General features: G+C 71.0%; 20 protein-coding genes. 2 read left to right on the top strand and 18 right to left on the bottom strand.

Annotated features, from left to right (window positions below):
- Positions 1-150 precede the first annotated feature (150 nt).
- The 5 genes from ABZS37_RS01565 to ABZS37_RS01545 form a co-directional block, all read right to left on the bottom strand.
- Positions 151-2046, bottom strand: coding sequence for a CocE/NonD family hydrolase (locus ABZS37_RS01565; protein WP_355164845.1), 1896 nt, complete (start codon positions 2044-2046; stop codon positions 151-153).
- Between the two features lie 226 nt (positions 2047-2272).
- On the bottom strand, positions 2273-2854 hold the full coding sequence (locus ABZS37_RS01560; protein WP_355164844.1) for a TlpA disulfide reductase family protein: 582 nt from the start codon (positions 2852-2854) through the stop codon (positions 2273-2275).
- Positions 2851-3297, bottom strand: coding sequence for a hypothetical protein (locus ABZS37_RS01555; RefSeq protein ID WP_355164843.1), 447 nt, complete (start codon positions 3295-3297; stop codon positions 2851-2853). Before ABZS37_RS01555 ends, ABZS37_RS01560 begins: the two co-directional genes overlap by 4 nt.
- A gap of 85 nt (positions 3298-3382) precedes the next feature.
- Complete coding sequence (locus tag ABZS37_RS01550) at positions 3383-5428, bottom strand: M6 family metalloprotease domain-containing protein (RefSeq protein ID WP_355164842.1); 2046 nt, start codon at positions 5426-5428, stop codon at positions 3383-3385.
- Between the two features lie 176 nt (positions 5429-5604).
- A complete protein-coding gene (locus ABZS37_RS01545; protein ID WP_355164841.1) occupies positions 5605-6522 on the bottom strand; it encodes a dihydrodipicolinate synthase family protein in 918 nt (305 codons plus the stop codon).
- Positions 6523-6779: 257 nt separating this feature from the next.
- On the opposite strand from ABZS37_RS01545, the gene ABZS37_RS01540 reads away from it, so the two are divergent.
- Positions 6780-8009: a helix-turn-helix domain-containing protein gene (locus ABZS37_RS01540; RefSeq protein WP_355164840.1), complete on the top strand. Its 1230-nt coding sequence runs from the start codon at positions 6780-6782 to the stop codon at positions 8007-8009.
- Positions 8010-8212: 203 nt separating this feature from the next.
- Here the strand turns inward: ABZS37_RS01540 and ABZS37_RS01535 are convergent, their stop codons facing one another.
- The 11 genes from ABZS37_RS01535 to ABZS37_RS01485 form a co-directional block, all read right to left on the bottom strand.
- On the bottom strand, positions 8213-9604 hold the full coding sequence (locus ABZS37_RS01535) for a glycoside hydrolase family 6 protein (protein WP_355164839.1): 1392 nt from the start codon (positions 9602-9604) through the stop codon (positions 8213-8215).
- A 221-nt stretch (positions 9605-9825) separates the two neighbouring features.
- Complete coding sequence (locus ABZS37_RS01530; RefSeq protein ID WP_355164838.1) at positions 9826-10191, bottom strand: DNA polymerase ligase N-terminal domain-containing protein; 366 nt, start codon at positions 10189-10191, stop codon at positions 9826-9828.
- Positions 10192-10353: 162 nt separating this feature from the next.
- Complete coding sequence (locus ABZS37_RS01525; protein ID WP_355164837.1) at positions 10354-13539, bottom strand: penicillin acylase family protein; 3186 nt, start codon at positions 13537-13539, stop codon at positions 10354-10356.
- A gap of 112 nt (positions 13540-13651) precedes the next feature.
- Positions 13652-14005 (bottom strand): ATP-grasp domain-containing protein, encoded by a 354-nt coding sequence (locus ABZS37_RS01520; RefSeq protein ID WP_355165082.1) that lies wholly within the window; start codon positions 14003-14005, stop codon positions 13652-13654.
- Between the two features lie 21 nt (positions 14006-14026).
- On the bottom strand, positions 14027-15037 hold the full coding sequence (locus ABZS37_RS01515; RefSeq protein WP_355164836.1) for a DUF2156 domain-containing protein: 1011 nt from the start codon (positions 15035-15037) through the stop codon (positions 14027-14029).
- Positions 15038-15041: 4 nt separating this feature from the next.
- Positions 15042-17993, bottom strand: a complete 2952-nt coding sequence (locus ABZS37_RS01510; protein WP_355164835.1) for an FAD-dependent oxidoreductase — start codon at positions 17991-17993, stop codon at positions 15042-15044.
- Positions 17993-18523, bottom strand: a complete 531-nt coding sequence (locus ABZS37_RS01505; protein ID WP_355164834.1) for a hypothetical protein — start codon at positions 18521-18523, stop codon at positions 17993-17995. The genes ABZS37_RS01510 and ABZS37_RS01505 overlap by 1 nt, the downstream gene beginning before the upstream one ends.
- 2 nt (positions 18524-18525) lie before the next feature.
- Entirely contained in the window at positions 18526-19014 is a 489-nt protein-coding gene (locus ABZS37_RS01500) for an SRPBCC family protein (RefSeq protein WP_355164833.1), read from the bottom strand.
- A 1-nt stretch (position 19015) separates the two neighbouring features.
- On the bottom strand, positions 19016-20287 hold the full coding sequence (locus ABZS37_RS01495; protein WP_355164832.1) for an aminotransferase class III-fold pyridoxal phosphate-dependent enzyme: 1272 nt from the start codon (positions 20285-20287) through the stop codon (positions 19016-19018).
- 8 nt (positions 20288-20295) lie between these two features.
- Positions 20296-21426, bottom strand: a complete 1131-nt coding sequence (locus ABZS37_RS01490) for an acyl-CoA dehydrogenase family protein (protein WP_355164831.1) — start codon at positions 21424-21426, stop codon at positions 20296-20298.
- Entirely contained in the window at positions 21423-23039 is a 1617-nt protein-coding gene (locus tag ABZS37_RS01485; RefSeq protein WP_355164830.1) for an aldehyde dehydrogenase, read from the bottom strand. Before ABZS37_RS01485 ends, ABZS37_RS01490 begins: the two co-directional genes overlap by 4 nt.
- A gap of 177 nt (positions 23040-23216) precedes the next feature.
- Between ABZS37_RS01485 and ABZS37_RS01480 the strand changes: the two genes are divergently transcribed.
- Positions 23217-23645 carry a hypothetical protein gene (locus tag ABZS37_RS01480; protein ID WP_355164829.1) on the top strand — a complete coding sequence of 143 codons (429 nt, stop codon included), beginning with the start codon at positions 23217-23219 and terminating at the stop codon, positions 23643-23645.
- A 10-nt stretch (positions 23646-23655) separates the two neighbouring features.
- Here the strand turns inward: ABZS37_RS01480 and ABZS37_RS01475 are convergent, their stop codons facing one another.
- Positions 23656-24582: a lysophospholipid acyltransferase family protein gene (locus ABZS37_RS01475; RefSeq protein ID WP_355164828.1), complete on the bottom strand. Its 927-nt coding sequence runs from the start codon at positions 24580-24582 to the stop codon at positions 23656-23658.
- 13 nt (positions 24583-24595) lie between these two features.
- Complete coding sequence (locus ABZS37_RS01470; RefSeq protein WP_355164827.1) at positions 24596-26173, bottom strand: lactate racemase domain-containing protein; 1578 nt, start codon at positions 26171-26173, stop codon at positions 24596-24598.
- Positions 26174-26205 lie beyond the last annotated feature (32 nt).

The following is a 26205-nucleotide window of genomic DNA, read 5'->3' as shown; positions in this document are numbered from 1 at the left end:
GGCTGAGCCCTCCCCGCACCTGGCTTCCCCGGCAAGGTTAGCCAGGTGCGGGGCAGCGGGGCGGCCCGGCGATCGACGTTCCTCCGCGGAGGGTCGATCGCCGGGCCGCCCCGGTGCTGAGCCGCGCTGAGCGGCCCGCCGATCAGCCGGTCAGAGGCCGGCGGCGTGCGCGGCGGTGGTGCCGCCGACCACGGGTAGGACGATCTTGCTGCTCTTCAGGGCGACCTGCAGGTTCGCGGCGGTGGTGTCCGCCTGGCTGGAGTACTGCGGGTAGCTGGCCACGATGATCACGCCGATCCGGTGGCCGGGCTTGAAGACATAGTCCTCCGGCAGCAGCGGGAAGCTGAAGTTGTACGACTCCCCCTGCACCAGCGGCACGGCGACGCGGATCGACTGCCGGTTCTGGGCGTCCATGATGCCCTTGGTGACCAGCTCGTAGTCGGCCGTGGCCACCCGCTTCGTCGTCTGCTTGTAGCAGCCGTCGTCCGTCGGGCTGCTCTCGCCCCAGCAGTCCTCCGTGGTCAGGGTGATGATTCCCTCGCCGGAGGCCCGGTGCGCGACCCGCTCGTCGGTGCCGTAGTCGACCAGGATCGCCCCGAGGTTGGTGTCGGTCTGGTCGGCGGAGGCCCGCAGTTGCACGGTCGGGGTGCCGGAGATGTGCAGCGGCGCGGAGAGTGGCGCGGAGAGGAAGGCCAGCCGGTTGGGCTGCACCACGTCCGGGTTGAGGATCATGGTGTTCTGGCTCTGCGTGCGGCTGTCCTGGAACGCCCCGGTCGCCGGCTTCGCGGTGGGCACCAGCCCGAGACCGCCCGCGCCAGTGGTGCCCGGTTGGAGGAACACCTCGGTGTCGGCCTTGCCGGGGATCGGCCAGTCGGCGTGGGTCTCCCACACGTCGGCGGACCGCTCCAGGTCCACCCGCGGCTCGTCCATGATGCCGTTGGCGACGCCCTGCAGCCAGAAGTCGAACCACCGGTGCAGCGTCGACACCCACACCGCGCGGCGCGAGTCGAACGGGTCGACGTGGCCCTCCTGCGACAGCCACAGCTTGCGCGGCACGTTGTTCTCCGCCAGGGCGTACCAGAACTTGCTGAAGTGGTCCGGCCGGACGTTGTCGTCGTTGAGGCCGTGGTAGAGCAGCACGCTGGCGGTGACGTTGGGGACCTTCTTGACGTAGCTGCGCTCGTTCCAGAAGGCCGTGTAGTCGCCGTGCTCGTCGCCGTCGGCGGCGGCAATCGCGTCGCGCACCGGCTTGCAGTACTCCCGGCGCTCGGGGTTGGTGACCGTGTTGGCCAGCGACGCCACGTAGCTGTTGCCACGGGTGACCACGCCGTTGCTGCGCACGTAGTCGTAGTACTCGGTCGGTCCGCTGATGGGCACGACCGTGGTCAGGCCCTTCACGCCGGTTACCGCCGTGGCCATGGCCAGCGAGCCGTCGTACGACTTGCCGATCATCCCCGTCTTGCCGTTGTGCCAGTCCGCCTTGACGATCTCACCGGCGGCGTTACGGGCGGTGGCCCGGCCGTTGAGCCAGTTGATGGCCTGCTTGGCGCTCAGGTTGTCCTGGTTGGCGTTGGTGGTCGGGCAGCCGGTGGAGTTGTTGGTACCGACCATGTCCAGCAGGATGACCGCGTAGCCGCGTGGCACGAAGTAGTTGTCGTAGAACAACGGCCACTTGTCGAGCAGCCCGTCGCCGTCGAGGTCCGCCTTACACTCGGACTCGTTGCCTCGGCAGACCGTCGAGTAGTAGGGGCTGGCGTCCATCACCACGGGGGCCTTGAGACCCTGCGCGGTGGCCGCCGGCCGCATCAGGTCGAACGCGATGATGTCGCGCAGACCGTCGTTGTCGCTGTCGAAGGTGGAGTCGATGAAGAGGCGTTCCCGGATGGCGTCGGCGTAGCCGAACACCGGCTGGGTGACGCCGTCCTGGACGACGATCGACGGCGGGCCGTCCGCCGCCTGCGCCTGCGGCGCCGCGCCGAGGGCGGCGAGCACTGTCGCGGACAGTACGGCCACGCCTGTGCGCAAACGCGTTCCCACTGTAGCCATGCAGTCTCCTTGATGTGTCCGAGGCTGCGTACGCTACGAGCCGGTGGCCTGTGGCACCACCTGCACGTGTAGGAACTTCACCGGGTGTGGTTCGACGGGGTGCGGCCCCTCGCCCGGCGGCGAGCGGGCAGTCCCGGTAGCCCCCCTGTCGCGGCGACTCGGGAGGCCTCGGTGCGACGCCGACCGGTGCCGGGTCGGGCCGCACCGAGGTGCCTGGGCGACGGGACTACGGCTGGTCAGCCAGCACCAGCTCCCGCAGCCGCTGGTCGAGTGCCGGGGCGTCCAGGCCGCCCGGCCAGCCGCGCAGCAGGGCGCCGCCCTTGGCCACCAGCACGACGGCCGGCGGCTCCCGCACCGCGTACGAACGCCAGATCGTCTGCTGGTCGTCCAGGACGACCGGATACTCCACCTGGTGAGCGCGTAGATAGTCCTGGACCTCGTCGGCCTGGTCCGCGCCGGCCACGCCGACGAAGACCACCCGGTCCCGATAGCTGCGGGCAAGCTCACTGAGGGCGGCCTGGCGGCTGGCGCAGGTGGTGCACCAGGAGCTGAAGAAGGTGAGCACGACCGGACGCTGCGCCCACAGCTCGGCGGCGGCGAGCGGGGTGCCGTCGGTAAGCGTGCCGGTGAACGCCGGGGCGGCCGGGGCGGTGCCGGGCGCCGGGCGCAACACCAGGTCGGCGGGGACCGGCCCGGGCAGGCCCGCCGCGCCTCCGGCGGGCGCCGGCGCGGGCGGCTCGGGCGGACGCGTGCTGCATCCGCCCAGCAGCGCCGCCGCCAGCAACAGCGGCAGGAGGGCCTGCCTCATGACGGGACCACCGCCACCAGCGCCGGGCCCTCGCTGCTGTCCGGCGTCAGGTCGAGCGCCGGCCGGCCGTCCACCTCCAGCCGGTAGGAGGCCCGCTGCGGCACCCGCACACCGACGGCGAACTCGCAGTAGGTGGGTACCCGCTCGACCCCGAGGTCCTCGGCGAAGGCGGCCACCGCGGTGCCCGCCGGCAGCTGCCCGGTGGCCAGCGCCGCACCGTCCGGGTCGAGCACGCGGAACGGCGCCTGGTTGTGGAAGTGCAGGTACGGGCCGGTGCCGGCGCAGTCCACGCCGGCGGCCCGGATGTTGATGTCGCGTACCAGAACCCGGACGGTCGTCGGGGAGACCGCCTCCTGGGCGGCGCCGACGGCGCCGCAGCCGGTCGCGCCGGCCAGCAGCAGGGGCAGAAGCAGGGGCAGAAGTGTCATGGTGCTTCGCCGCACGTCGTCCTCCTCTCGTCCGCCTGCCGGGTCCGCGGCGGCAGGCCGCCGCGGACCCGGCAGGAACGGGGTCAACCTCGGGCGCCGGTCAGGACTTCTCGACCCGGCACTGCTTGGTCACCGTCTTCGTCGGGTCGCTCTCCGAGGTCGCGGTGAGCTTCACGAAGCCGGTGTCCGCGGCGGCGGTGGTGGCGCCCACCGACACCTTGACCGTGGTGGCCTTGCCGAACTGCGCGGTGGCGAGCTGGTTGGGCAGCCAGGTCCGCCAGCCCTTGCCGGCCACCTCCGCTGACAGGCGGTAGACGTCCGACTTCAGGTACGCGCTGACGTTCTCCGGGTGCTGCTGCCCGCCGGCCGAGTACGAACCGGTGTTGGTCAGCTCGAACGAGCAGGTCGCCCCACGGTTGGTCGGCTTGCCGCCGCTGGTCACCTCGCCCTTGCCCAGCGTCACGCCGTGGCTGCTCGGCCCGCCGGTGCCGTCCAGCGAGCGCACCGCCACGGTGTAGGACAGCGAGCCGGCCGAGTCCCGCTTGAGGTCGATGATGTAGAAGTGCAGCCGGTTGGCCTCGTCGACGTACTCGTACTGACTGCCGGTGTCCGCGCCGGCGTGGAACAGCGCGTCGGAGAGCTGCCGGTAGTCACCCATGGTGATCTTTTGCGGGGTGCCGTCCGGACGGTAGAAGTCGATCATGTCGATGTCCTGCGGGTTGGCGTCCACCACCCACTGGAACGGCGCGCTGTCGGCGTTCTTCGTCTTGCTCAGCAGCACGCCGCTGTCCGGGGTGAAGGAGTCCGCGCCCATCCGGTCGACGACCTCGACGGTGTAGTTGTTGAAGTTGCCGCCGTCGCACAGCGGGTCGGTGCTGACGCCGCACGTCGGCGACAGGTCCTTGTTCAGCGCGATGTTCACGCCGGTCAGGCCCTTCGGGCCGGCGTCGACCGCGCGGGCGGTGACCTGCGCGACCACCATGCCCGACGAGGCGAGCGACTCCCGGGACAGCCGTAGCACGTGCTCCTCACCGAGCAGGCCGATCTTGATCTTGTCCCGCACGGTGTGCAGCGAACCCATCGAGCCGCCGTTGGTCGGCGGGATCTGCCAGCGGGTGTGCGGACCGCCCGGGCCGTTGAACGACCCGCGCGACATCATGCTCCAGATGCCGGTGTACGCCCTGCGCAGCGGCTCGCCGTACGGGTTGTTGTAGTTGTCGCCGATGCCCAGCAGGTGGGTCAACTCATGGGCGTAGACGCCCATGCCGGAGCTCTCCCCCTGCGTCGAGGAGCCACCGCCCGCGTTCGGCCACAGCGTCGCCGCCGCCTTCCACGAGGTCCAGTCCACGTAGCGGGTCTTCGCCCAGTTGGGCAGGTTGGGGTCCGGCGGGCCCCAGGCGTCCGGCACGTCCTCCTTGTTCTGGAAGATCATCTGCCCGAACTCCTGCCAGGTCGACGACTCGTCCTGGCCGGCGCTGAGGATGAACACCAACTCGTACTGGTTGGCGACCTCCTCGCCGACGGCCGCCCGCCAGGCGCCCAGGCCGTCGGTGCGGATGTTCTTGCCGCACACGTCCCCGCTCGGACAGGCGCCCGGGTTGAACCCGTTGTCCAGCCCGTACTGGTAGGACTTGGCCGGCATCTCGTACGGCCCGAACCCGGCGAGGTCGACGCCGTAGCGGCCGTTGGAGTCCTGCATCCAGTACTCGTGCAGGGTGTGGCCCTTGTTCAGGGTGTTCGGGGTGTTCAGGAAGTCCTGGTAGAACGTCGGCACGTCCGCCCGGGGGATGTTGGTCGCGACGGACTGGGGGTTGCCGAAGACCGTCGAGCGGGCCCGCTGGGAGACCGCGAACGTCTGGTCGGGATAGTCGAGCGCCACCAGGGCGATCTTGAAGTTGCGGACCGAGCCCGAAACGCTCGGGTCGGCCCAGTTCCTGCCGGGCACGGCCTTGTAGTCGTTCCAGGTCATCGTGTCCGGGTTCTGCCAGGCCTGCGGGTCGAGGACCTGGAACGGCGCGGTGCCGCCGGCCGGGTTGGCCGGGGCCGCGGCGGCCTGCGCCGCCCCGGTCGCCACGAGCGTGGTCACCACGACTGCGGCCAGCACGGCCCGCCTCAGTCGGGTTCGGTTGGGGGTAGCACGGTGCACGGAACCACCTCTCGTCGGAGGAAACGCGGCGCTGGCGTCCCGGTGGGGGGTATCGCGGAACACCTGTCAGCAAGCCACGCAGCGAATCTAGGAGGGCGGGCCGGTGCCGGTCACCGTGCAGATGTCGGCAGGTGGGCCTGCGACTTCCGACACCTGAAGGACCGTCCACCGGCGGATCAGCCAGCGCGGGCCCCGGAAGCCGGTTCGGTGGTCGCCGCGAGGGCCCGCAGCACGTCCCGGCGCACCTGGTCGGCGGCGGGCCCGGACAGGGGTCCGCGCGGTGGGCGGCACCGGCCGCCGAACCGCCCGGCGCACTCCATGGCGAGCTTGACGGCCTGCACGGACTCGGGCCGGGACGCCCAGCCGAGGATCGGGTGCAGCTCGGCGTAGAGCGGCAGCGCCCGGCCCAGGTCGCGGGCGACGCACAGCTCGTACAGGCGCACGGCCTGGCGGGGCAGCGCGTTGGGCAGGGTGGCGACCCATCCCGTGGCGCCGCACAGCACCAGTTCGAGCACCACGTCGTCGGCGCCGACCAGCACGTCGACGTGCGGGCAGAGGTCCCGCAGGCGGTGCAGCCTGCGTACGTCGCCGGTGACCTCCTTGACCGCGACGATCCCGTCGATCTCGGCGACGGTCGCCAGCAGGTCCGGCGTGAGGTCCAGCCGGGTGTCGTACGGTTCGTTGTGGGCGACCACCGGCAGGCCGACCGCCGCCACCTCCCGGTAGTGGGCGACCACGTCGGCGGTGCGGGCGGCGGGCCCGTCGGGTGGCCGCGCGAGCACGCCGTGGGCGCCGGCATCGGCGGCCTGCTCCGCCCAGCGGCGGGCCTGCCTGCTGCCGTAGCCGCCGACTCCGGGCACCACCGCGCAGCCGGACGGCGCGGCCTGCACCGTCGCCCGCACCACGGCGGCCCGCTCGTCGTCGGAGAGGGCCCGGTACTCCCCCATCGATGCGCACGGCGCGACCCCGTTGCACCCCTCGGCGGCGAGCCAACGGACGTGTTCCTGGAGCTGGTCGAAATCGACCGACAGGTCGGCGCGAAACGGCGTGGTGATGGCGACCAGCACGCCCCGCCAGGGCCTACCAGTTCCCACTCGGGAATCCCCTCTCCGCGCCGGCACCGCCCGTCATCCCACCCGCACTGTGCGCAGTGCCGCTGGCGCGGTCCATACCGGAACCTTAGGAACGTCTGTCGCCTCCGGTCTTCGGACAGTTGCCGGAACAGTCGCGTCGCCGCCCGTCATTTTGTCGCGACTTCGACAGTGGACCTTGCGCGATGACCCACCCGCACCGGAGGGTAAGGACTGGCGGTCGCGCGACCCCTGTGACGCAGCGCAACCAGGGGAGATACATGCACGGTGAGCTCCAGCGAATCGTCGACGCCGTCGCCGCCCGGGTGGGGCGACCCGCCCTCATCGAGGACCGGCGGCAGCGGGTGGTCGCCTACAGCGAGCACGACGGGCCGATGGACGACGTCCGCCGGATGTCGATCCTGCGCCGGCAGACGACGCCGGAGGTGATCGCCTGGTTCCGGGGCATGGGCGTGCTCACGGCACGCGCGCCGGTCCGCACCCCCGCGTGCGCCGAGCTGGACCTGCTGGCAAGGGTCTGCGTGCCGATCCGGCACCACGACCTGCTGCTCGGGTTCGTCTGGTTCATCGACGCGGACGGTTCGATGACCGACGCCGACATCGCCACCGCGACCGGCGCCTTCACCGACCTGTCGCTAGCCCTGTACCGGGAGAACCTGCTCGGTGAGCTCGCCTCGCAGCGGGAGACCGAGGCCACCCGCACCCTACTGGTGGAGAGCCGGCAGGCGCGCGAGCACGCGGCGCGGGCGCTGCTGGAGGAGGGCATGGTGGCCGCCGACGGGTCGACCGTCGCGCTCGTCGCCCAGCTCGTGCCGGCCGGCGGACGGCAGCCCGACGAGGTGGCCCGGATCGCCCTGGAACAGGCACTGGTCACCACCCGCCGGTGGATCGGGGTGCGGGAGACGCTGCACCTGGTCTGGCACGACCACGGGGTGCTGCTGGTCTGCGGCGACCGGGTCGCCGGCCGCCCCTCGCCGGAGGCGTCCGCCGGGCACCTGAACGAGGCGCTGGGCACCGCGACCCGGGGCCTGGCCTCGGTCGACCGGACCGTGACCGGGATCGGCCAGCCCCGCGCCGGGCTGTCCAGCGCGGTCGAGTCCTACCAGGAGGCCGCGCAGGCGGCCCGGGTCGGTACGCAACTGCCCGCGCTGGGCCGGGTGGTCTCCTGGGCCGGCCTGGGCATCTACCGGGTGCTGTCCCAATTGGACAGCCAGCACCTCGACGTCGCGGGCGTCCATCCTGGGCTGGAGCGGCTGCTGCGCGACGACGCACACCAGGTGCTGCTGGAGACCCTGGAGGCCTACCTCGACCTGGCGGGCAACGCGCACGCGACAGCCGAGAAGCTCCGGCTGCACCGGACCACCCTCTACTACCGGCTGCAACGGGTGGAACATCTCGCCGGGACCGACCTCAAGGACGGCAACGAGCGGCTGTGCCTGCACCTGGCCATGAAGCTCGGTCGGCTCACCGGCGACTACCGCACGGCGTGACGCCGTCGGCCAGCCCTCCTGAGGTACGCGACCTCCTCAACGAGCTATGCACACTGCCCGAGCTGCCAAGACGAGCTTGATCGCCAAGCGCAGGTCAGCCGCAGCACGCCCGCATCGAAGCCCGTCGCATTCGCCCTCTGCGGATGTGGCCCGGCCCGGCGTGAAGAGTGCTCCTCCGCGCCGGGCCGTGGCATCTGGTGGGGTCAGCCGGCCGCGCAGGTGGCCGTCGCCCCCGGGCCGGTTCCGGTGCCCTGGAAGCCGAAGTTGGTCGACTGCCCGGCGCCGACGTGTCCGTTGTAGCTCACGTTGGTGAACCGGACGGTCCCGCTGGTGCCGCTGGCCTGGGCGTTCCAGGCGCCGGTGATCGCGGCGCCGCCGGGCAGTGTGATGGTCACGGTCCAGCCGTTGATGCCAGCAGAACCGGCAGTGACCGTCACGCTCGCGGTGAAGCCGCCGGACCACTGGTTGACCGACACCGACACGGAGCAGCCGTTACCCGTCGGCGGCGGCGTGGTGGGAGGAGCCGTGGTCGGCGGCGCGGTCGTCGGCGGCGCCGTGGTCGGCGGAGCGGTCGTCGGCGGGGTGGTCGTCGGCGGCGCGGTGGTGGGTGGGTTGGGCGCGCCGTTGGCCAGGCTGTAGGCCAGGTCCGGCTGGAACGAACCGGCCGTGTAGCGGCAGCCGTCTGCCTCTCCCGGCGGCTTCACCCACAGGTACGCGTCGATGTTGCTGTCGCCGGTGTTCGTCGTCGGGTACGTCCCGATGCGCCGGTCGGTGTTGTCGTCGCCGCACCAGTCGCCGCTGGCACCCCCGTTGCGGCTGGTGTCGATGACCTGGCGCTTGCCCGAGATGCCCATGCCGTTGAGGGCGGAGATGACCGACCGGCCGAAGTTCGCCTCGCCGGAGGTGGAGTTGTAGTTCGACACGTTGGTGAAGAAGCCGTCGGCGTACTGCACGCCGGCCGCCCGGAGCCGGTTGGCCGTCTCACCCGCGCTGTTCCAGGTGGAGTGGCCGCCGTCGAGGTACACCTTGGCGTTGGGGTTGGCCGACTTGATGGTCCGGGTGGCCGTCGTGATCGCCTGGTTGCGCGCGCTGATCTCACTGCCGCTCAGGCACGTCTGCAGGGCGAGCGCGTCGGTTTCCAGGATGATCATGACCGTCTGGTTGCCCAGCCCTCTGGCGAAGTTGGACACCCACGTCTGGTACTGGTTGAGGTCCGGTGCCCCACCGCTGCTGGCCCCGCCGCAGTCCCGGTTCGTGATCTCGTACACCGCCAGCACCGGGATCTGCTGCGCCGCGTTGGCGGCGCCGATGAACCCGGAGACCTCGGACTGCACGGTCGACGGGTTGAAGTTGGCGAACCAGCGGGCCTGCGGCTGACTCGCGATCTTGTCGCGGATGACGGCGGTACGCGAGTCGCCGGGGTTGGCGGCGACCCAGCGGACAACGGCCGAACTCGGGTCGCGGTAGAGCGGTCCGGACACCGTGCCGGCGGACGCGCCGCCGACGGCGAGACAGACGCCGGCGGCGGTGGCGCCCGCGATGGACGCCACACTGAGGGCCGCCCATCTGTGGCGCCGGGGGGAGAGGATAGCCACGACGTGTTTCCTCCTGATCACATAGATGTGCCTAAGTTCATGGGAGCGTTCCCATGGACGGTAGCGGAGGCGCGTGCCGCTGCCAAGATGTAAAGACCCGTCGTTGAGGCAGCGGCGCGTTTGTGTGTCCCCGCCGCCCCACCGCGACCGTGCACGCCATCCTCGCCCTACACCAAACCGACAACCCGACCCAAGGAGTACGGGCGGACCGCGGGAGTCTTCTAACCGCGCTCCTCCGGAGGCTGCTCTTTCGTCAGGTGGAGCAGCCAACCCTCACCGGTCCGGATGAGCGCGTATCGCCGCCGGCCGGTGCGGCCGTTCAACGTGAACAGCATGCGACGCTCGGTGCGGTCGTGCTCCTCCCAGGTGCCGATGTCGGCGATCGACTTGTCGGCGTCCTCGTAGGTGAGGTGATCGAGGTGGTGGTCGGGCACGGCGATCGCGAGCCGGTTGCCGTTGGGGCTGTCCGGCAGGCCGCGAGGCACCGCCCAGGAGCGCAGCACACCGCCCTCCTCAAGCCGCAGGTCAAAGTGCGGCCGTGGTTTGCGATGGTGGTGCAGGACGAATGCAGGTGCCACTCTCACCATTGTCCGCACGTGACAGCCCCACCGCCTGCCGATGGATGGGCTACTGCTCAACCTGTTCAACCGCGGACTCACCCAGCGCCTCGCGGGCCCTGCCCGCCGGCCATGGCGCAGCGCACGCCCCGGAGGGCCGGCGGGTGGTTCCCGCCGGCCCTCCGGATGTGGTCACCGTCCGTAGAGCTCGAATTCGTAGAGCGAGAACCCGTACGAGGTGGCCCGGTTGACCCCGTACACCCGCACGTAGCGGGCGCTGACCGGAGCGAAGGTGGCGTTGTCGACGCCGCCGTTGCCGGTGGTGGTGCTGAACACCGGCTGCCAGGAGGTGCCGTCGCCGGAGACCTCGATCCGGTACCCGATGCCGTACGCGGCCTCCCAGCGCAGCACCGCCCGGCTGACCGTCCGGGCCGTGCCGAGGTCAACCCGGAGCCACTGGTTGTCCTTGTAGCTGCTGGACCACCGGCTGCCGAGACTGCCGTCGACCGCCTTGTCCGGGGTGTTGCTGGTCAGGAACTGGGTGCTCGACGCGGTGGCCGGACGGCCCTGCGCCAGGTTGGTGACGTTGTCACCGCGGCGCGCCGGGAACGAGACGACCTGCTGGTAGGTGGGACGGTTCTGCCAGGCGATCAGCGGGTGGGTGATGCCGCCGAGCCCGGACTGGGCGATGGAGTCGGCGCACCACTGGTCGCCGGCCCCGCAGGACGTGTCACCCGGGTAGACCGTGGTGGCCGGCACCGTGGCGGCCTGGCCGAGCGTGTCGAGCAGCGCCTGTCGGCACGCGCCGAGGTTGCCGTTGCCGCAGTACGCCCGCCCCAACCCGCCGGCGACGGGGTCGCCGAGGACGGTGCGCAGGTCCTTGTCGACGTAGCCCCACCAGCCGTACTGGAACGACGAGCCCTTGTGCGCCTGCCCCTGCGGCGCCCAGCTCACGGTGCCGTCACGCCCGCCGTTCTGGCCGCCGGACGGTGCCTCGTTCACCTCGATGGCATCGACCAGGGCGGCATACAGGTCGGGCCCGAGGCCGGAACGGAACTGGGCTGCGGCCAGCAGCGGCCACCAGGCGTCGAAGATCCGAATGGCGTCGGCGTGCTGGTAGACCTTGGAGCCAGGTGACGTCTCCACCCGGCGGGTGCCGGCCTGCTGCCAGGCCCGCAGTTTGCTCACCGCGTCGGCCAGCGCCGGATCGGTGACCGGCGTGCTGTCGAGCACCCGCAGCAGTTCGCCGAGAACCTGCTGGCCGCGCAGGTCGGTCACCGCCGCGTCGGCCATGATCTTGACGACGTCGGCGCGGCCGAGCTTGCGCTGGGCGATCGCGGCGCGCACCGGGCCGTCGAGCAGCTGACCCCGGTGTACGGAGCCGAAGCTGAAGTTGCCGTCCGCCGCGCCGAAGTCCCGCGCCTGCTTGTTGTTCCAGCTGACGTAGTAGTCCTGGTTGACCGACTGGGGATGGGTCGAGGGCGGGGTGTGGGTGGCGTCGTTGGTGTCCGGGTTCCAGCCCACCCACTCGTAGGCCGGCTCGGCCTTCGTCGGCAGGTTCGGATCGGCGGTGGCGGGCCGGACCGGGTTCGAGCCGGAGTTGAAGTACGCCGCCTCGGTCGAGTTGACGTAGAACCAGTTGAACGCGTACCCGACGTTGGCCGCGGACGCCTGGAACGCCGCCGCGCTGCCCATGGCCGACGGGTCGTTGTACGCCTGGAAGCCGATCGCCGACTCGGCCTCGTGCCGGTAGGTCGAGCGCAGCCTGGTGAACGCGGTCGGCTTCCCGTTCACCAGGCCCCGGTAGGCCACCAGCCCGTACTTCGTGCGCAGCGAGCGCAGCGTGTACGAGCCGGCCGGGGTGGAGTCGGCCAGCGTCGGCGACCAGGAGTTGCGCCGCTCCAGCACCTCCATCGCCACGCACTGGCCCCGGTAGAGGTAGCGGTTGGTGCGCAGCGTCGGGGCGCTGCCGTCGGTGGTGCACAGCGGCACGGCGTACGTGTCGGTCAGGTCCTGGGAGGCGGAGGTGGCGCTCCAGGCGTAGTCCTGGCCGCGGCCGAGCAGCACGTAGAGGTTCAGCCCAGCGAACGCGGCGCCGCGCGCGCTGATCCCCGGCCCCTGGAGTTCCTGGAGCATGAGCAGCTGCGGGGCGAAGTAACCGGTCTGCGGGCCGAACACGGCGACCGGGTTGCCGGTGGTGGTGTGCCGGCCGGAGACCACCACCGCGTTGGACATGCCGTGTGCGCGCAGGTTGGACAGCCCGCCGAGCAGACCCTCGGTGGCGGTGCTGGCACCGGCGCGGGCGGCGGCCCCGCCGCTCGCGTCGTAGGCGAGGGGCTCGGCGGTCACCGTGCCGGCGTCGGGAAGCACCGCGCTGGTCGCGCCCGGCGGTGTCGCCCCGTACGGAAAGCTCTGCCCGTCGTGCAGCGTGAGCACGGTCTCCGGGTCGTTCTGCGCGCGGAACGCCTGCCAGACCCGGTCGCCCTCGGTGGTGCCGTACTTGGCACGGGCGGCCACCCGGACCAGCGCGGACTGGATCTCGCTGCCACCGCCACCGCCGAAGAGCCCGCCGACCACACCGGCGGTGGCGATCAGATCGGTCATGGTGAAGTGCGTCGGCTTGCCAGCGCCGGTCAGCACGTACTCGCCGGGGTAGTTGTCGTCGGCGATCGACTTGTCGACGTAGGCGTTGATGCCGGCGATGTAGTCGACCACGTCGGTGTAGAGCTGCTGGCCCCGGGTGCCCTTGAGGCGCAGCGCGTCCACCTGCGCCTGGAGGTCCGCCTCCGAGTAGGGCGAGTTGGCCCAGATGCTCTGCTCCAGCTCACGGTTGCCCGGCGCGCCGCCAGCGAACGAGGTGAGCGTGCCGCGACCGGCGTGCCGCAGCAGGTCCATCACCCAGAGCCGGTCCTGTGCTCCGGCGTAGCCGGCGCCGAACATGGTGCCGGCGCGGGTGGTGCCGGTGACGTGCGGGACGCCGGTCGCCTTGTCCCGCACGATGGTGACGTCCGCCCGCGGTGAGACGGTGCTCTCGACCTGCGCGGCGGGGACGCCGAACGAGGCGTCGTTGTAGAAGTGGGCGATCTGCTCGTCGGTCAGCCCGGCGTAGTTGTAGACCAGGTTCGCGTACTCGTCGAGCTGGTCGCTGGAGTGTGCCGGGCGAGTGCCGAGCGCCTGGTGGGCCAGGATGGCGACCAGCGTGGCGTTGCCGTTCTGCCCAGGGGGCAGGATGTCGGCGCACTGACCGAGGCAGTAGTCGTCGGGGGTGAAGGTGGTGGCGGCGAGCACCGGTGACGGCGGGATGACCGTCAGGACGCTCGCGGTCAGGGCGGCGGCGGTGAACGCCGCGAGCCGGGCACGAAGGGCGGGTCTGGGCATGGCGATCCTCCGGGGACGCGGAGTCGGGCCGTTCGGTACGCCCGGCTGCCGGTGCCGACCCCCTCTCCCTCCGTGCCCGGGCGTTCCGCTCGGAGGTGAGAATGACTCATATCTATCTCCGCAATGATCGGCGCAGGACCGTCGTCCCGGATAGCCGTCGTTCACCACGCGCCAATGCCGACGTTTCGCCGTCTTTCGCCTGTAAGCCGCTGGCGCAGCTGGCCCAGAAGGCGGCGAAGGCAGGGCGAGCGGTGCGTACCCCGGTCACGCACGCGACGACGGTCTCCTGTGCGCAGTGCGGCTCCCGGGTGGCCTCGGGCGACGCGAGACGAAGCGCATGTAGCGCGGCATCGAGCACAGTGAGGTTCGATGGTGGTTTCCGGTCACTTACCTGCCCGTCGCCGAGTTCGATGACCCGCCGTACGCCGCCCGTGCGGAGAGCGAGGTCCACGGTGACGAAGGGCAGACCGATCCCCTCCCCGAGCTGTCACACCGCCCGGGTCAGCCGCAGCAACCGCCACACGGTCCGCAGTGACACGTTCGGATAGAAACCGACGTACTCGGGCGTCACCCTCGGCTGCCATTTCTCCTTGAACTCGGCCTGGCTGCGGGCCGGGTAGATCCAGTCCCCGTGCTCGGCGATGAACCTGATCAGGCGGTCCGTGCCGCGGTGGCTGCCGGAGACCGGCTGGTGCAGGGGCGACAGCTCCCGGAAGGGCGTGAGGCCCAGGTGCAACCACCGCACGCCCTCGGCCTGGAAGCGCTGCAACGCGACCACGAACGCCAGATCAACCGCGCCGGGCGGCGCATCAGGCTCGCGGCGGGTGACGTCGTACAGCCATCCGCCTTCCCGGCCGAACGCTGGAGAATATGACACATACGCCACCGGCTCACCGTCGGACAACGCGAGGAACAGTCGTCGCACCCGGTCGTCGTGGCGGCTGCGTTCACCAACCAGGAACTCGATCTGCTTGACGTGCCGACCCTTGTCGGCCAGCCAACGGGCATCCATGGCGTCGAGTTTCGCCGCGAGCCGCGCGTCGTACGGCACGTCCCGGCCGGCCTCCACGACGCTGACTCCGGCCCGTCGGGAGCGGGCCAACTTGTTGCGGACCTTCTCGAACTTCCGGCCGCTCAAGCGGAAGCCATCCAGGTCGATCGAGTACGCGGCGCCGAGTTGACTGAGCCGGTAACCGAACTCGGCGTACAGGTCGATGTCGGCCGGGGTCAGCTGGATCGCGCACAGCCGCCGGCCCTCCTGCTGGGCCCAGCTGTGGAAAGCGCCGAGCAGCCGCTTGCGGTCGTCCGGGTCCGCGTAGACGCTCCCCAACTGCACGGCGTGACGGCGGCCGGCCGGCCGGTACGCGATGAAACCGTCGAGGCCGGGCACGGTGAAGTGCCGCGTGTCCTTGTTCAACGCCAACGCGGCGCTCGAATGCTGCGCGTGCCGGCGCAGGACGGCCAAAGCGCTCAACGGGTCCACAGCAGCGACCTCCACCTCATCAGGGAGCGGACAGAGCGTGGCGAGTCGCCGCGCGCCGGCGCGCCCACGCGAGCTGGACAAGGTCGACGGCCTCGCGCCCGACGACCGAGGCGGGTTCGCCGCTGGTCACCCGGTGGGCGACGGCACCCACCAGCCGGGGCAGGGTGAGTAGCCGGTCGGCCGCCAACCGGTCGCCCATCACGTCGTCGAGCCGTCCCACCGCCCGGGAGTCGCGCTGGATTCCGCCGAGGATCGCGCGCTCCATCGCGGTGACCGCACCGCCACGGCCGATGTCCTGGCCGTACCAGTAGTTCGCCAGCTCGGTCCGGTCCCGCTCGCGGGCCCACCGGGCCAGTCCCGACGACAGCGCCGCCGGCTGTCCCCAGTGCGCCGTGAGCACCGCCGCAAATCCGCGGGCACTGCGCAGCGCGTCGTTGATCCCGTGACCCAGGGTCGCGTCCTTGGCGTGCCCGGCGTCGCCCACCAGAGCCCAGCCCGGCCCGAACGGCTGCCGGAAGAAGCAGGGGTAGCGCACCACGCGGTTCAGGCTCCCGACCGGGCGGGCGGCAGCGGCAAGCTCGGCCACTTCCGGGCTGACCGACTCCACGTGACGCAGGAACCCGACCACGTCACGACCAGCGAGCTCGCCTTGCAGGTGCTCCGGAGGTTGCGCGATGAGTACGAAATCCTCGGGCCCGGTCGGCAGGATCGAGACGATGTGCACCCCGATGCGGTGCCACAGCAGTGCCGGCGGGATCGGAGGGCCGGTGAAGTACCGCCAGAGCAGGGCCCGCTCGCTGCGCGTGGTGAGGTACTGCCGGGCGCCCACCCAGCGGGCCACCGACGAGTTGCGGCCGTCCGCGCCGATCACCAGCTGTGCCGACACATCCCGGACCGATCCGTCCGCATGCTGCACGGTCACGCCGCTCACCGTGCCGTCGGCACGGCGCCGCAGACCGACCACGGCGGTGCCGGTGGAGGTCTTGGCGCCAGCGGCGGCCGCCCGGTCCAGCAAGACCTGATCGAGAACTTCCCGCGGCGGACACAGTCCGGGATTGTCGGGATGGCGGAAATGCAGCTCCACATCGTCCAGCCGAACCCGCACGTCGTGCAACGGCGGCACGCCGAGTGCGACGACGGTGTCGTACACGCCCTCGATCCGCAGGTCCTCGGTGCCGTGCAGGATGTGCGTCGACAGGGTCGGCGTCGGCAGGTCGCCGCGGTCGAAGACTGCCACCGACAAGCCGGCCGCGGCGAGCCGCGCCGCCAGCGCCGAGCCGGCCACCCTGGCGCCGACGATCACGACGTCCACCTGCTGCTCCACCGGGCGGCAACCGGCCACCGCCGCGCCGGTCGCCGGAGCGATCGGCGGCTGCGTCGCCTGGACGACCGGCGGCTGTATCGCCGGGGCGACCGGCGGGTGCGTCGCCGGGGTGACCGGCGGGTGCGTCGCCGGGGTGACCGGCGGCTGCGTCGCCGGGGTGACCGGCGGCTGCGTCGCCGGGGTGACCGGCGGCTGCGTCGGCGGGGCGACCGGCGGCTGCGTCGGCGGGGCGACCGGCGGCTGCGTCGCCGGCACGGCGGGAACCGCAAGGGCGGGTGGGGCTGATCGTGCCGACCGGCGGGCAGGGGTGAACCTGTCGACCGCGTCCAGCCCGCGCAGGTACCCGGCCAACAACAGATTGCCGATCCGGCCCGTCGGCATCAGGCTCGCGGTGCTACGCATCCATGGCAGGTCCGCCATCGACGCCGGCCGGTCGGCCGCCACAGGGCCCGAGCCATCGACGACCTCGGCCAGCCGGGGAGCGAGCAGCTCGGCCGTGAGCGCGGAGAGGGCCAGGCCGTGCCCACACCACGCGCCGGCGAACCAGATGCCCGGCTGGCCCGGAACCGGGCCGACGATGGGCAGTCGGTCGAAGGTGGAGGCCGTGACCCCGGACCAGAAGTCGGTCACCGGCACACCAGCCAGCGCCGGGAAGGTCTCGGCGAGTTCGCGTACCAGCCGGTCCCGCACCGCGGCTACGCCGCGCTCGTTGACGCGAGGCTCCAGCAGGGCGGGACCACCGCCGAACAGCAACTGGCCACGCGCGGTCAATCGCAGGTAGTTGAAGAACGAGCGGCTGTCGATGGCGGCGCCGCGACCGTCCCAACCGCTCTCCGCGAGCAGGTGCGGCGGCACCGGTTCGGTACGCAGGACATGGGTACGGATCACCGCGACATTCCGGGTGAACAGTCCCAGCCCGGTAGTGAAACCGTCCGTGGTCAGGGCCACCCGCCGAGCGCGTACCCGGTGCCCACCGGCTGTCACGGTGACCGGGTCACCGCCGGTGAGTCCGGTCACCGGCGTGTTCTCGGCGATGCGCACCCCGGCCGCGAGCAGAGCCGCCCTGAGCGACTGGACCAGCAGCCATGGGTTGATCAGTGCTACGTCGGGATAGCACAACGCGCCGTGGTAGCGGGTGGTGCCCAGCCGTTCGGCGGTGCCGTCGTGATCCAGATACGGGGCATCGAAGCCGAGATCGCACAGGGTCTGCGCCTGCCGCCGAAGCGAGCCGGTGTGCGCCGGTGCTGACGCGGCCACAAGTTGGAAGCCTTCGGTCAGCTCACAGCCGTCGGGCAGGGCCCGGGCCAGCCGCCGCAGCGCGGCGATCCCGTCGAGCGTGGCGCCGAACATGGTCCGGGCCTGGTCCCGCCCGTACCGCTTGACCAGCTTGGTGATCGGGCCGCCGACCCCGGGGCCGACGATGCCCGTGCTGTGCCCGCTGGCTCCAGAACCGACCTCGGCGGCCTCCAGGACCAGGATGTCGCTCGCGGGCAGGTGGTTCGTCAGCTGGTACGCCAGCGCCAGCCCGGCCAGCCCACCACCGACGATCGCGACGGTTGCCTCGTCGTCGCCGGCCAGCGCGGGTTGTCGCGCGGCTCGTGGGTCGTCGCGCTGCCAACCGCTCGGCGCGGAGCCCGGCCAGCTCATCAGACCACCGAGGTGGGTCTCGGCGTGGCCGTGGCCGCCGGGCCGCCGGATGGCGAGTCGTAGGCTCGCCCGGCCGGCCCCGTCGACGGACGGCCGGCCATCTCGCGCAGCAGCGCGTCGAAGGCCGGCAGGCGCTGTGGCTCGAACGGCACGCCGAACGGCTTGAGCTGGTTGCCGAAGAGCGAGCGGTCACCGAACAGGTGGATCGGCACGGCCAACAGCGCCCACTCCGGTCCGACCAACCAGGCCCACAGCGCTACCACCAGCCCGGCGCTGAGCAGGCTGTGCATGCTGTTGTAGAGAACGTAGTACGCCTTGGGAATCTGCCCGTCGGGGCTGCGCCGGTAGGCGATGGCGCCGGGGATGTATCCGATCAGGTCGATGTAGAGGAACAGCCCGATCGCCGGGAGCCAGCGGACCTCGTCCCAGTGCGCGACCAACAATCCGCTCGCCAGAGCAAGCCCGGCGAGGTACTCCGCACGGTGCAGCCGTGCGGTCGTCGGCGTGTCGAACGTGTTCTGCTGATCCATGCTCAATCCTTCCCACTGACGCCGGCCGGCGCGGTCACCAGGACGCCGTCCGGGATGTCGACCGCCGGGAACAATCCACGAAGGACGTGGTGGATCGTCTCGGTGAGCACCCGCTCGGCGACCGGGTCGATGATGCTGGCGAGGCTGGGCACGCCGAAGTCGAAACTCGCCGCGAACCTGATCGCCACGCCGTCCGGTGCCTGGCGCAGCGTCCAGGCGCCGGAGAACTCGTCGAAGTCGCCGTCGATCTGGGCGAACTCGATGGAGAGGCGATCGCGGTCCAGCTCGTCGGCCTCGGTCCAGGCAAGGATTCCGTTGCGGAACAGGACCTCCCACGAGCTGACGATCCGCTGTGCGTCGGTCGGCGTCTGCACGGTCACCGTCTGCACCACGTCGACCAGATGCGGATAGCGTTCGAAGTCGACCAGTTGGTCGAAGACCGTACCGCCGTCGCCGCCGGGCAGAAACGCCTGAATCTCGACCCGTCGCATGTCAGTGGACCCCCAGCCGGTGTGCGGTCGGATAGCGGTGGCCGAGCGCGGCCAGCGCGCTGTCGAACGCGTCGACCAGGAGGGTGACCTCGTCGCCGGACAGCACCGCGGGCGGGGTGAGGCGCAGCACGGTGCTGGCGATCATCGAATGGTTCACGATCACCCGGGCATTGAGGAGCTCGAGGAGCGCCTCGCCGGCCAGCCCCGGGCCGGCGAACTCCACGCCGATCAGCAGCCCGACCCCGCGTACCTCGCGGACCAGGTGCGGGTACGGGGCGGCCACCGCCTGCAGCCGGGTCAACAACTCGGCACCGAGCGTCGCCGCCCGGTCGATCAGACCTTCATCGGTGATGGCCGCGATCGCCGCTCGGGTGGCCGCCATCGCGATCGGTGCGCCGGAGAATGTCGACGTGTGCAGGAACGGGTCCTTGTCGAAGGCCTGGAACGCTTCGGCCGTGGCGATCACGGCGGAGACCGGCACGATGCCGCCGGACAGGCTCTTTCCGGCCAGCAGTACATCCGGTCTGACGTCCTCCCGGTCGGCACCCCACCAGTGACCGAGTCGGCCGACGCCGGTGAGGATCTCGTCGAGCACCAGGAAAGCGCCGTGCTGCCGGCACAGCCGGGACACTTCGCGCAGGTAACCAGGCGGTGGAATCACCACCCCGCCCTCGCCCTGCACCGGCTCCAGAATCACGCAGGCCGGCGGCCCGCCGGCCAGCGCAGCGCCCAACGCCTCGGGATCGCCGTACGGCACGTGCGTGGCGTCCGGCAACAGCGGGCGGAAGGGTCGCTGGTAGAGATCTTGCCCGGTGACGGAAAGGGCGCCCATGGTCTTACCGTGGTAGCCGCCAACGGCCGAGACGAGCCTGCGCCGGCCATGGACACGGGCCATCTTGATGGCCGCCTCCACGGCCTCCGCGCCGGAGCCCGCGAAGTGCACCCGAGTCAGGCCGGGTGGCGCCACCGCGACGAGCGCCGCCGCGGCGTCGGCCACCGACGGCTCCAGCAGCAGGCGGGTCGCTATCGGGTGACTCTGAATCTGCGCGATGACCGCGGCGACCACTGCCGGGTGCCGGGCACCGTGGAGGAACACACCGTAGCCACCGGCGTTGAGAAAGCGGCCGCCGTCCGAGGTGTAGACCCACGCGCCCTCGGAACCGACCTCGACGTGCCCACCGAACATGTCGCCGAGCTTGGCCCGGCCCCGGGACAGGAACCGGCGGTAGTTGTCTCGTACCTGTGAATTCGTCTCTATCCTGCTGGTGGTCACCGCTCCCCCTAGCTCATCACGAGCGGCTGGCCGGCGAGCCAGTTCGTCAGCTCGTGGGCGACGCTCGCGCGTGACGGTGGGTGGAAGGCGACCGCATGCGACGCGGCGGCGAGATAGGCCACCTCGGGCGAGGAGATGAACGCCATCCCCCCGAGCAGATCCACCGCACCTCGTACCGCGGTGGCGATCGCGTTGGCGGCGGCGAACCGCACCACCAGGGCCCGGCCGAGCGCGTCGTTGCCGCCGTCGCCGTCGTCGAGGCTCCGTGCCGCGCCGTCCAACATGATCGCGGCGCCCTGCACGGCGGTCGCCACGTCCGCCCGTTCGGTGGCCGGTCCCCGGCCGCGCGTGATCGCGCGCTCCACCAGCGCCGACGCCACCCCCAGGTAACACGCGGTCACCAAGAGTTGGAACCACACGAACCCGACCGTCTGCAGGTCGTCGAGCTGGCCATCGAGCGCGATCTCCGGGTAGACGAACAGGTCCGGATGCACCTCCACGTCATCGAGCAGCACGGCGTCGGACTCGGCGCCGGTGAGCACTGACGACGCCCAGAATGGCTCGATCGTGATGCCCGGCGACTCCGCCGGAATGAGCACCACCCCGAGCCTGGTGCCACCGTCCTCGGTGGGCACGGCAACGCTCGCGGTCAGCAGGTCCATCGAGGCGGAGAGGCTGCACGGGCGCTTCGCGCCAGTGACGCGCCAGTTGGCGCCGTCCCGTCGGGCCGTCATGGTGGGAGTGAGGATGCCGCGGCCGGCATGCCCCTCGGCGAAGCCGGACGCCACCAGCCGGCGGTCGGTCGCGACCGCCTCCAGCAGCATCCATTCGAACCCCACGTTCGCCCTGGCCAGGGCCACCAGGCCGGCCACCGAGAACTGGTGCATCGTCGTGGCGACCGCCAGCGACGGCGCCTGGGCGGCCAGGGCGCGGGTGACCCGCACCGCCTGAACCGCGGAGGCGCCGAGGCCGTGGTACGTCTTGGGCACCACCAGACCGGGCCCCCCGGCCTCACGGAAGAGCGCGATGCCCGGGCCGCCGCGGCGTTCCAGCTCCATCAGCGGAACTTCGCCGAGCCGCTTGAGCAGGCCCGGGAGCAGCACCTCGCAGGTGTCCCGCTCGGTATCGAGAAAACTCATGCGGCCCAACCCTCCCGTTCGGCACGCAGCGGGGAGGCGAACGCCGCCCGCCGAGGTTGGACGTCGCGACCGATGCTGATGCCCTGCAGGCGCGACGTGCGCAGCATTGGATAGTTGCCCTCGCCCAGAGGTCCGCCAGTCAGTCCGGCGCCGCCGTGGGTGGACAGGTACGGTACGAAGCCGACGTGCGAGTCGTTGATCTTCAGTAGGCCACCGTTGTGTACCCGGGCGATGAACTGCCCCACGGTGGACTCGTCGCTGGTCCAGACGGAGTTGCGCAGGCCGTACTCGTTGGCGTTGAGGAAATCGATGACGTCGTCGAGCAAGCCGTCGCCGCGATCCGTCTCGGGCACCACCACCGGCAGTAGCGGAAAGAAGGTCTCCCGGGCCACCGCCCACACTGTCCGGGCGCGGGCCAGGCCGTCGACCCGGAGAATGGTCGGCTCGACGAACAGCCCGGTGGACGATATCGAGCCGTCCAGCTCCATCCGGTTTCCGCCAGCAAGCACCTCGGCGCCACACTCGGTAGCCTGCTCGACGTACCGACCGAACTGGTCGCTCTTGAGGACCGGCGACAGCAGTACGTCCGGGTCCTCCGGATAGCCGGGGCGGATCTTGCGGGCGTGGCTGATCAGGCGGGCCAGCAGGCGGTCCGCGATGTCCGGGTGGGCCACCACGTAGTTGGGCACCATACAGATCTGCCCGGAACCGAAGAAGCTCTCGGTGAGCGCCTCGGCGGCGCGGTCGAGATCGGCGTCGTGCCACACCACGCAGCCGTCGTTGCCGGCCAGTTCCAGAATCGGCTTCTTGCCTCGGCGCACCGCCTCCTCACCGAGCGGGATGCCGAGCTCGCTGCTGCCGAAGTAGAAGATGTCGTTGACGAGCGGGCTGGCCAGGAACTGGTCGAGGATCCTCTTGGGGGGGCCACAGACGATGTTCAGGGTGCCGGGCGGGGCGCCGATCTCGTCGAGGATCGGTGCCACGATCTCTCGCAGCACGAACATCACGCCGTAAGGGCTTCCGCGTGGCGCCTTGACGACGAGCGCGTTGCCGGCTGCGAGCGCGGGCACCCCGAGCAGCGAGTTGACCGCCGCCGCGTTCTGCGGCGGGCTCAGCGCGACCACGCCGTCCGGCTTGCGCACCACCAGCAGGCGTCGGTGCGCGTCTTCGTACTCCCGGTGCATCTGCTCCGCGCACAGCCCAACGGTCTCGGGACTGGTGCCGTGCAGGCAGCCGGCCAGCTCCCACTCGGCGAGCGCGCGTGGGTGGCCCTCTTGGACGAGGACCTCCACCACCTCGTCATGCCGCCGGCGCAGCTCCTCGTGTAGCCGGTGCACCACCCGGAGCCGCACCTCGAGCGGCATCGCGCCCCAGACCGGGGCAGCCGCCGCGGCGGCCTGGATGGCGCGCTCGACGACGATGTCGTCGGCCACCGCACATCGGGCCAGGACGCTCGCGTGTTCGCCGCCGTCGTTGCGCCGGCCGCGGTCCAGGTCACGCTTCAGGGAGAGCTGCGGCAGCATGTCGTCGAGCACGGCCGAGGCGCGCAGGCAATGCACCCACTTGTCCGCTGGAACGTCCTGACCTGCGATGTAGGACCCGTACGATCGCAACGTCTCAGCCCTTCCGTGAGCGCTCTATGCTAGTAATTCATTAGGCGAGGAATGGTCGAACCATAGATGCCCGGGTTGAAGGGTGTCAACGAACCTCAGAGCAGAGGCAAGATGCCGACACACGAAGCAGATGCTCACAGGAAGCGCGCGACCCGGTGGGTTCGGATCGGCTCGGCAGTGCTGGCCGCGCAGATGCTCGCCCTTGGTGTACCGGCGTCCACCGCGCCACAGTGGTTTTTCGACTGGTTTCCGTTCGGCGCAGGGTGGGTCGCCGCCGGCGGCCCCTACAACGAACACCTGCTGTCCGATCTGGGCTACGCCTACCTGGCGTTGGGGGTGGTCCTCGGGTGGGCGGCCGTGCGGCCGGTGCGGGAGTTGTGCCTCGCCGCAGCGGCCGCAGCGGTTGTCGCGAACACGCCACATCTTCTGTTCCACCTGGTCCACGCGGAGACGTTGCCGATTGTCGACAGCATCGCGGAGAACGCTCTGCTGGCATTCACCGTCGTGGTGGGGCTGGCGGCCTTCTTCGGCGCCTACCGGATCCCGGCCGGCAGTTCCGCCAGCGCAGGGCAGGGAGGCGTTGATCTCCCGCGCGAGCGGGCGTAGCGCGGCCCGGTCAGGACCGACTGGTCGGCCAGATCCGCCGGGCCGGCCGGCCGTCGGCTGCGGGCAGCGGGCGCGTCGACTCCCACATCCGCCGCCACTCGGCGGCCTGCGGCCCGGTGGTGGAGGCGACCGCAGCCGCCGGCGGGGTACGCAGCGAGCGGTACCAGCCGACCTCCTCCTCCACCCACAGTCGGCCGATCGCGGCGGACATCCGCTCGTGGAACGCCCGCGCCCCCTCGCCTTCACGCGGCCACAGCGGCCGGCCGTAGCGAACCACGACGGTGCGCCGGCCGGGCATCGGCCAGTTCCGTCCACGCGGCATGGCACCGAACGTGCCGCGCAGCGCGACCGGCACCGCCGGCACCCCGTGCGTGCAGCACAGGTGCGCTGCGCCCAGCCGCATCCCGGTCATCCAGCCGTCGGCGGACCTGCTGCTCTCCGGGAAGAGCAGCAGGCTCCAGCCGTCGCCGAGCAGCCTGGTGGCGAGGCTGCGCAGCCGCCGATCGCCTTGCCGCTCGATCGGGAAGGCGTTGAACACCAGCGACGTCACGACGGCCCGCCAGCGTGCGTCGAAGAAGTAGTCGGCGGCCGCGCCGACGGCCAGCCGACGCGCGAACCGGCGGGGCACCGAGCCGAGGATCAGCGGCGTGTCCAGATGACTCGCGTGGTTGGAGACGAAGACGGCCGGACCCTGCAACCCGTCCAGGTACTCCGTGCCGCGCACGACCGGGTGGGTCTGGGTCCAGGCCACCGACTTGAGCACCCCCCGCTGCAGGCCGAAGCGGACCGCCCCCGCCGCCCGAGTGCGGGCCCAACCGGTGGGGAACTCGGAGCGCTCCCGGCGGATCTCGTACGGCTCGGCGGAGCGGGGCGTGGTAGCCCGGCCACGCCAGTCGCGGCGGCCGCGCAGCAGCCTCACCTCGTCGATCAGGCGCACGTCGCCTCCCCGGTCATCGGACGTCCGCCAGCGTCACCGGCGGGGCGTGCAGGTAGGTGATGCTGGGGCTCGACCCGACGGTGTCACGCGCCATCTCCAGCGCGTCGGCGAGCGTGGAGGCCGCCCGGAAGCCCATCACCGCCGCCGTCCGCTTGTCGGCACCGACGAAGATCACGTCACCGAGGTGCTCCATCGCGTGGGCCCCCCAGTACCACATGTAGAACGGATGCACGCCGTGGTAGGCGTAGCTGGTCCGGTACAGGTGGGTGTACCACGGGTCGGTGGCGAACTGCTGCTCGTACTTCGCCTCGATCGCCGCCGGGTCGGTGGTCTGCGGCAGGACCTCCTCGAAGAAGTCGATGTAGCTGGGGTGATGCACCGGGTGGAACTCCTTCGGCATCGGGTGGTAGAAGATGCCCACCCCGCCGCGCCGCACGATCGGCTGGTTGCGGTAGAGGTTGAAGAAGTAACCCAGGCCCAGCGACATCACCAGGATCGGGTTCATGATCGAGTTGACGTTGTACGGGCAGATGAAGGGCAGCCCCCAGACGCCGATGTCACTCTGGCCCTGCACCTCGGTGAGCTGCTGGCGGTGCACGTTGGCGAGGGTGAGCGGGTGCACCGAATCCGGCCGGCCGGCGTTGACCCCGGTCACCCCGTACGGCGCGGCGTTGCTCTGCCAGACGCGCCGGCGCAGCTTCGGCGGTGTCAGGTCGTTGGCCCGCTTGGCGGCCAGGTAGGAGAGCTGGTCGCCGATCCCCCACTCCCACTCCCGGCGGTTGAGGAAGCCGACGTGATTGGGGAAGGAGTCCAGGTTCAGCGTGGTCTCGATCGTGAAGACCTTGACCGCCTCGCCGAGCACGTCGGCCATCCGGTCGTACGAGTGGTGCATGGCCGAATTCGGCGGGTCGTTGAAGGAGCGCGAGTGGCGCAGCGTGTGCACGTTGTGGTGGTGGCGCAGGCTCCGGTAGGAGCCGAGCCCCACGGTGACCGACTTGCTGCCGCCGCTCATCGCGGTGAGGTTGATGTTGACGTACACGATCAGGTCGCTCTCGGCCGCCCGCCGGTTGATCTCCACATCCTCGCCGTGCCCGGTGGTGCCGAGGTGGACCAGCCCGTCCGGGTCCTCGGCGTCGTGGTTGCGCAGGTGCTTGGGGAAGAACGCCCGGAAGACCCGCTCCCCGACGATCCGCTTCAGCTCGGCCGGCGTCATCCGGCGGTGCAGCGAGTTCGCCGCGATCAGCTCGACGTCGTCCACGCCGGCCTCGGCGGCGAGCTCCAGCACGTGCTCGATCACCCGCTGCCTGATGTCCGGCGGGCGCATCTGCGGCAGCGGGAGCGACAGGTCGTCGAAGACGATCGTCAGTCGCATCCCGGAGCGCAGCAGGTCGAGTAGCGGCGGGGAATCCACCGGCTGGGTCAGCGCGCGTTGGATGGCGGCGTCGACGTTGGCGATGGGCGGCAGCGAATCCGGCGGGTACACCACCCGCGTGCCGAGCGGGAACCGCTCGAGGAGGAAACCCTCCCCCTGGTGTACGAGCAGCGGCGGCGTACGCTCATCGACCTCGAGCACGAAGCCAGGTCTGCTCATGAAATGTCCTCTCGTCGTTCCGGCTCGTGCTT

The organism is Micromonospora sp. NPDC005413, assembly GCF_040606435.1.
Lineage (GTDB): Bacteria > Actinomycetota > Actinomycetes > Mycobacteriales > Micromonosporaceae > Micromonospora.
The sequence above is the reverse complement of the archived record's forward strand: the minus strand, read 5'-3'. Positions and strand labels throughout refer to the sequence as shown.

Coding starts and splice junctions, on each gene's coding strand:
- ABZS37_RS01565 (WP_355164845.1), bottom strand. CDS start 2,046: ATGGCTACAGTGGGAACGCGTTTGCGCACAGGCGTGGCCGTACTGTCC.
- ABZS37_RS01560 (WP_355164844.1), bottom strand. CDS start 2,854: ATGAGGCAGGCCCTCCTGCCGCTGTTGCTGGCGGCGGCGCTGCTGGGC.
- ABZS37_RS01540 (WP_355164840.1), top strand. CDS start 6,780: ATGCACGGTGAGCTCCAGCGAATCGTCGACGCCGTCGCCGCCCGGGTG.
- ABZS37_RS01530 (WP_355164838.1), bottom strand. CDS start 10,191: ATGGTGAGAGTGGCACCTGCATTCGTCCTGCACCACCATCGCAAACCA.
- ABZS37_RS01525 (WP_355164837.1), bottom strand. CDS start 13,539: ATGCCCAGACCCGCCCTTCGTGCCCGGCTCGCGGCGTTCACCGCCGCC.
- ABZS37_RS01510 (WP_355164835.1), bottom strand. CDS start 17,993: ATGAGCTGGCCGGGCTCCGCGCCGAGCGGTTGGCAGCGCGACGACCCA.
- ABZS37_RS01505 (WP_355164834.1), bottom strand. CDS start 18,523: ATGGATCAGCAGAACACGTTCGACACGCCGACGACCGCACGGCTGCAC.
- ABZS37_RS01500 (WP_355164833.1), bottom strand. CDS start 19,014: ATGCGACGGGTCGAGATTCAGGCGTTTCTGCCCGGCGGCGACGGCGGT.
- ABZS37_RS01490 (WP_355164831.1), bottom strand. CDS start 21,426: ATGAGTTTTCTCGATACCGAGCGGGACACCTGCGAGGTGCTGCTCCCG.
- ABZS37_RS01470 (WP_355164827.1), bottom strand. CDS start 26,173: ATGAGCAGACCTGGCTTCGTGCTCGAGGTCGATGAGCGTACGCCGCCG.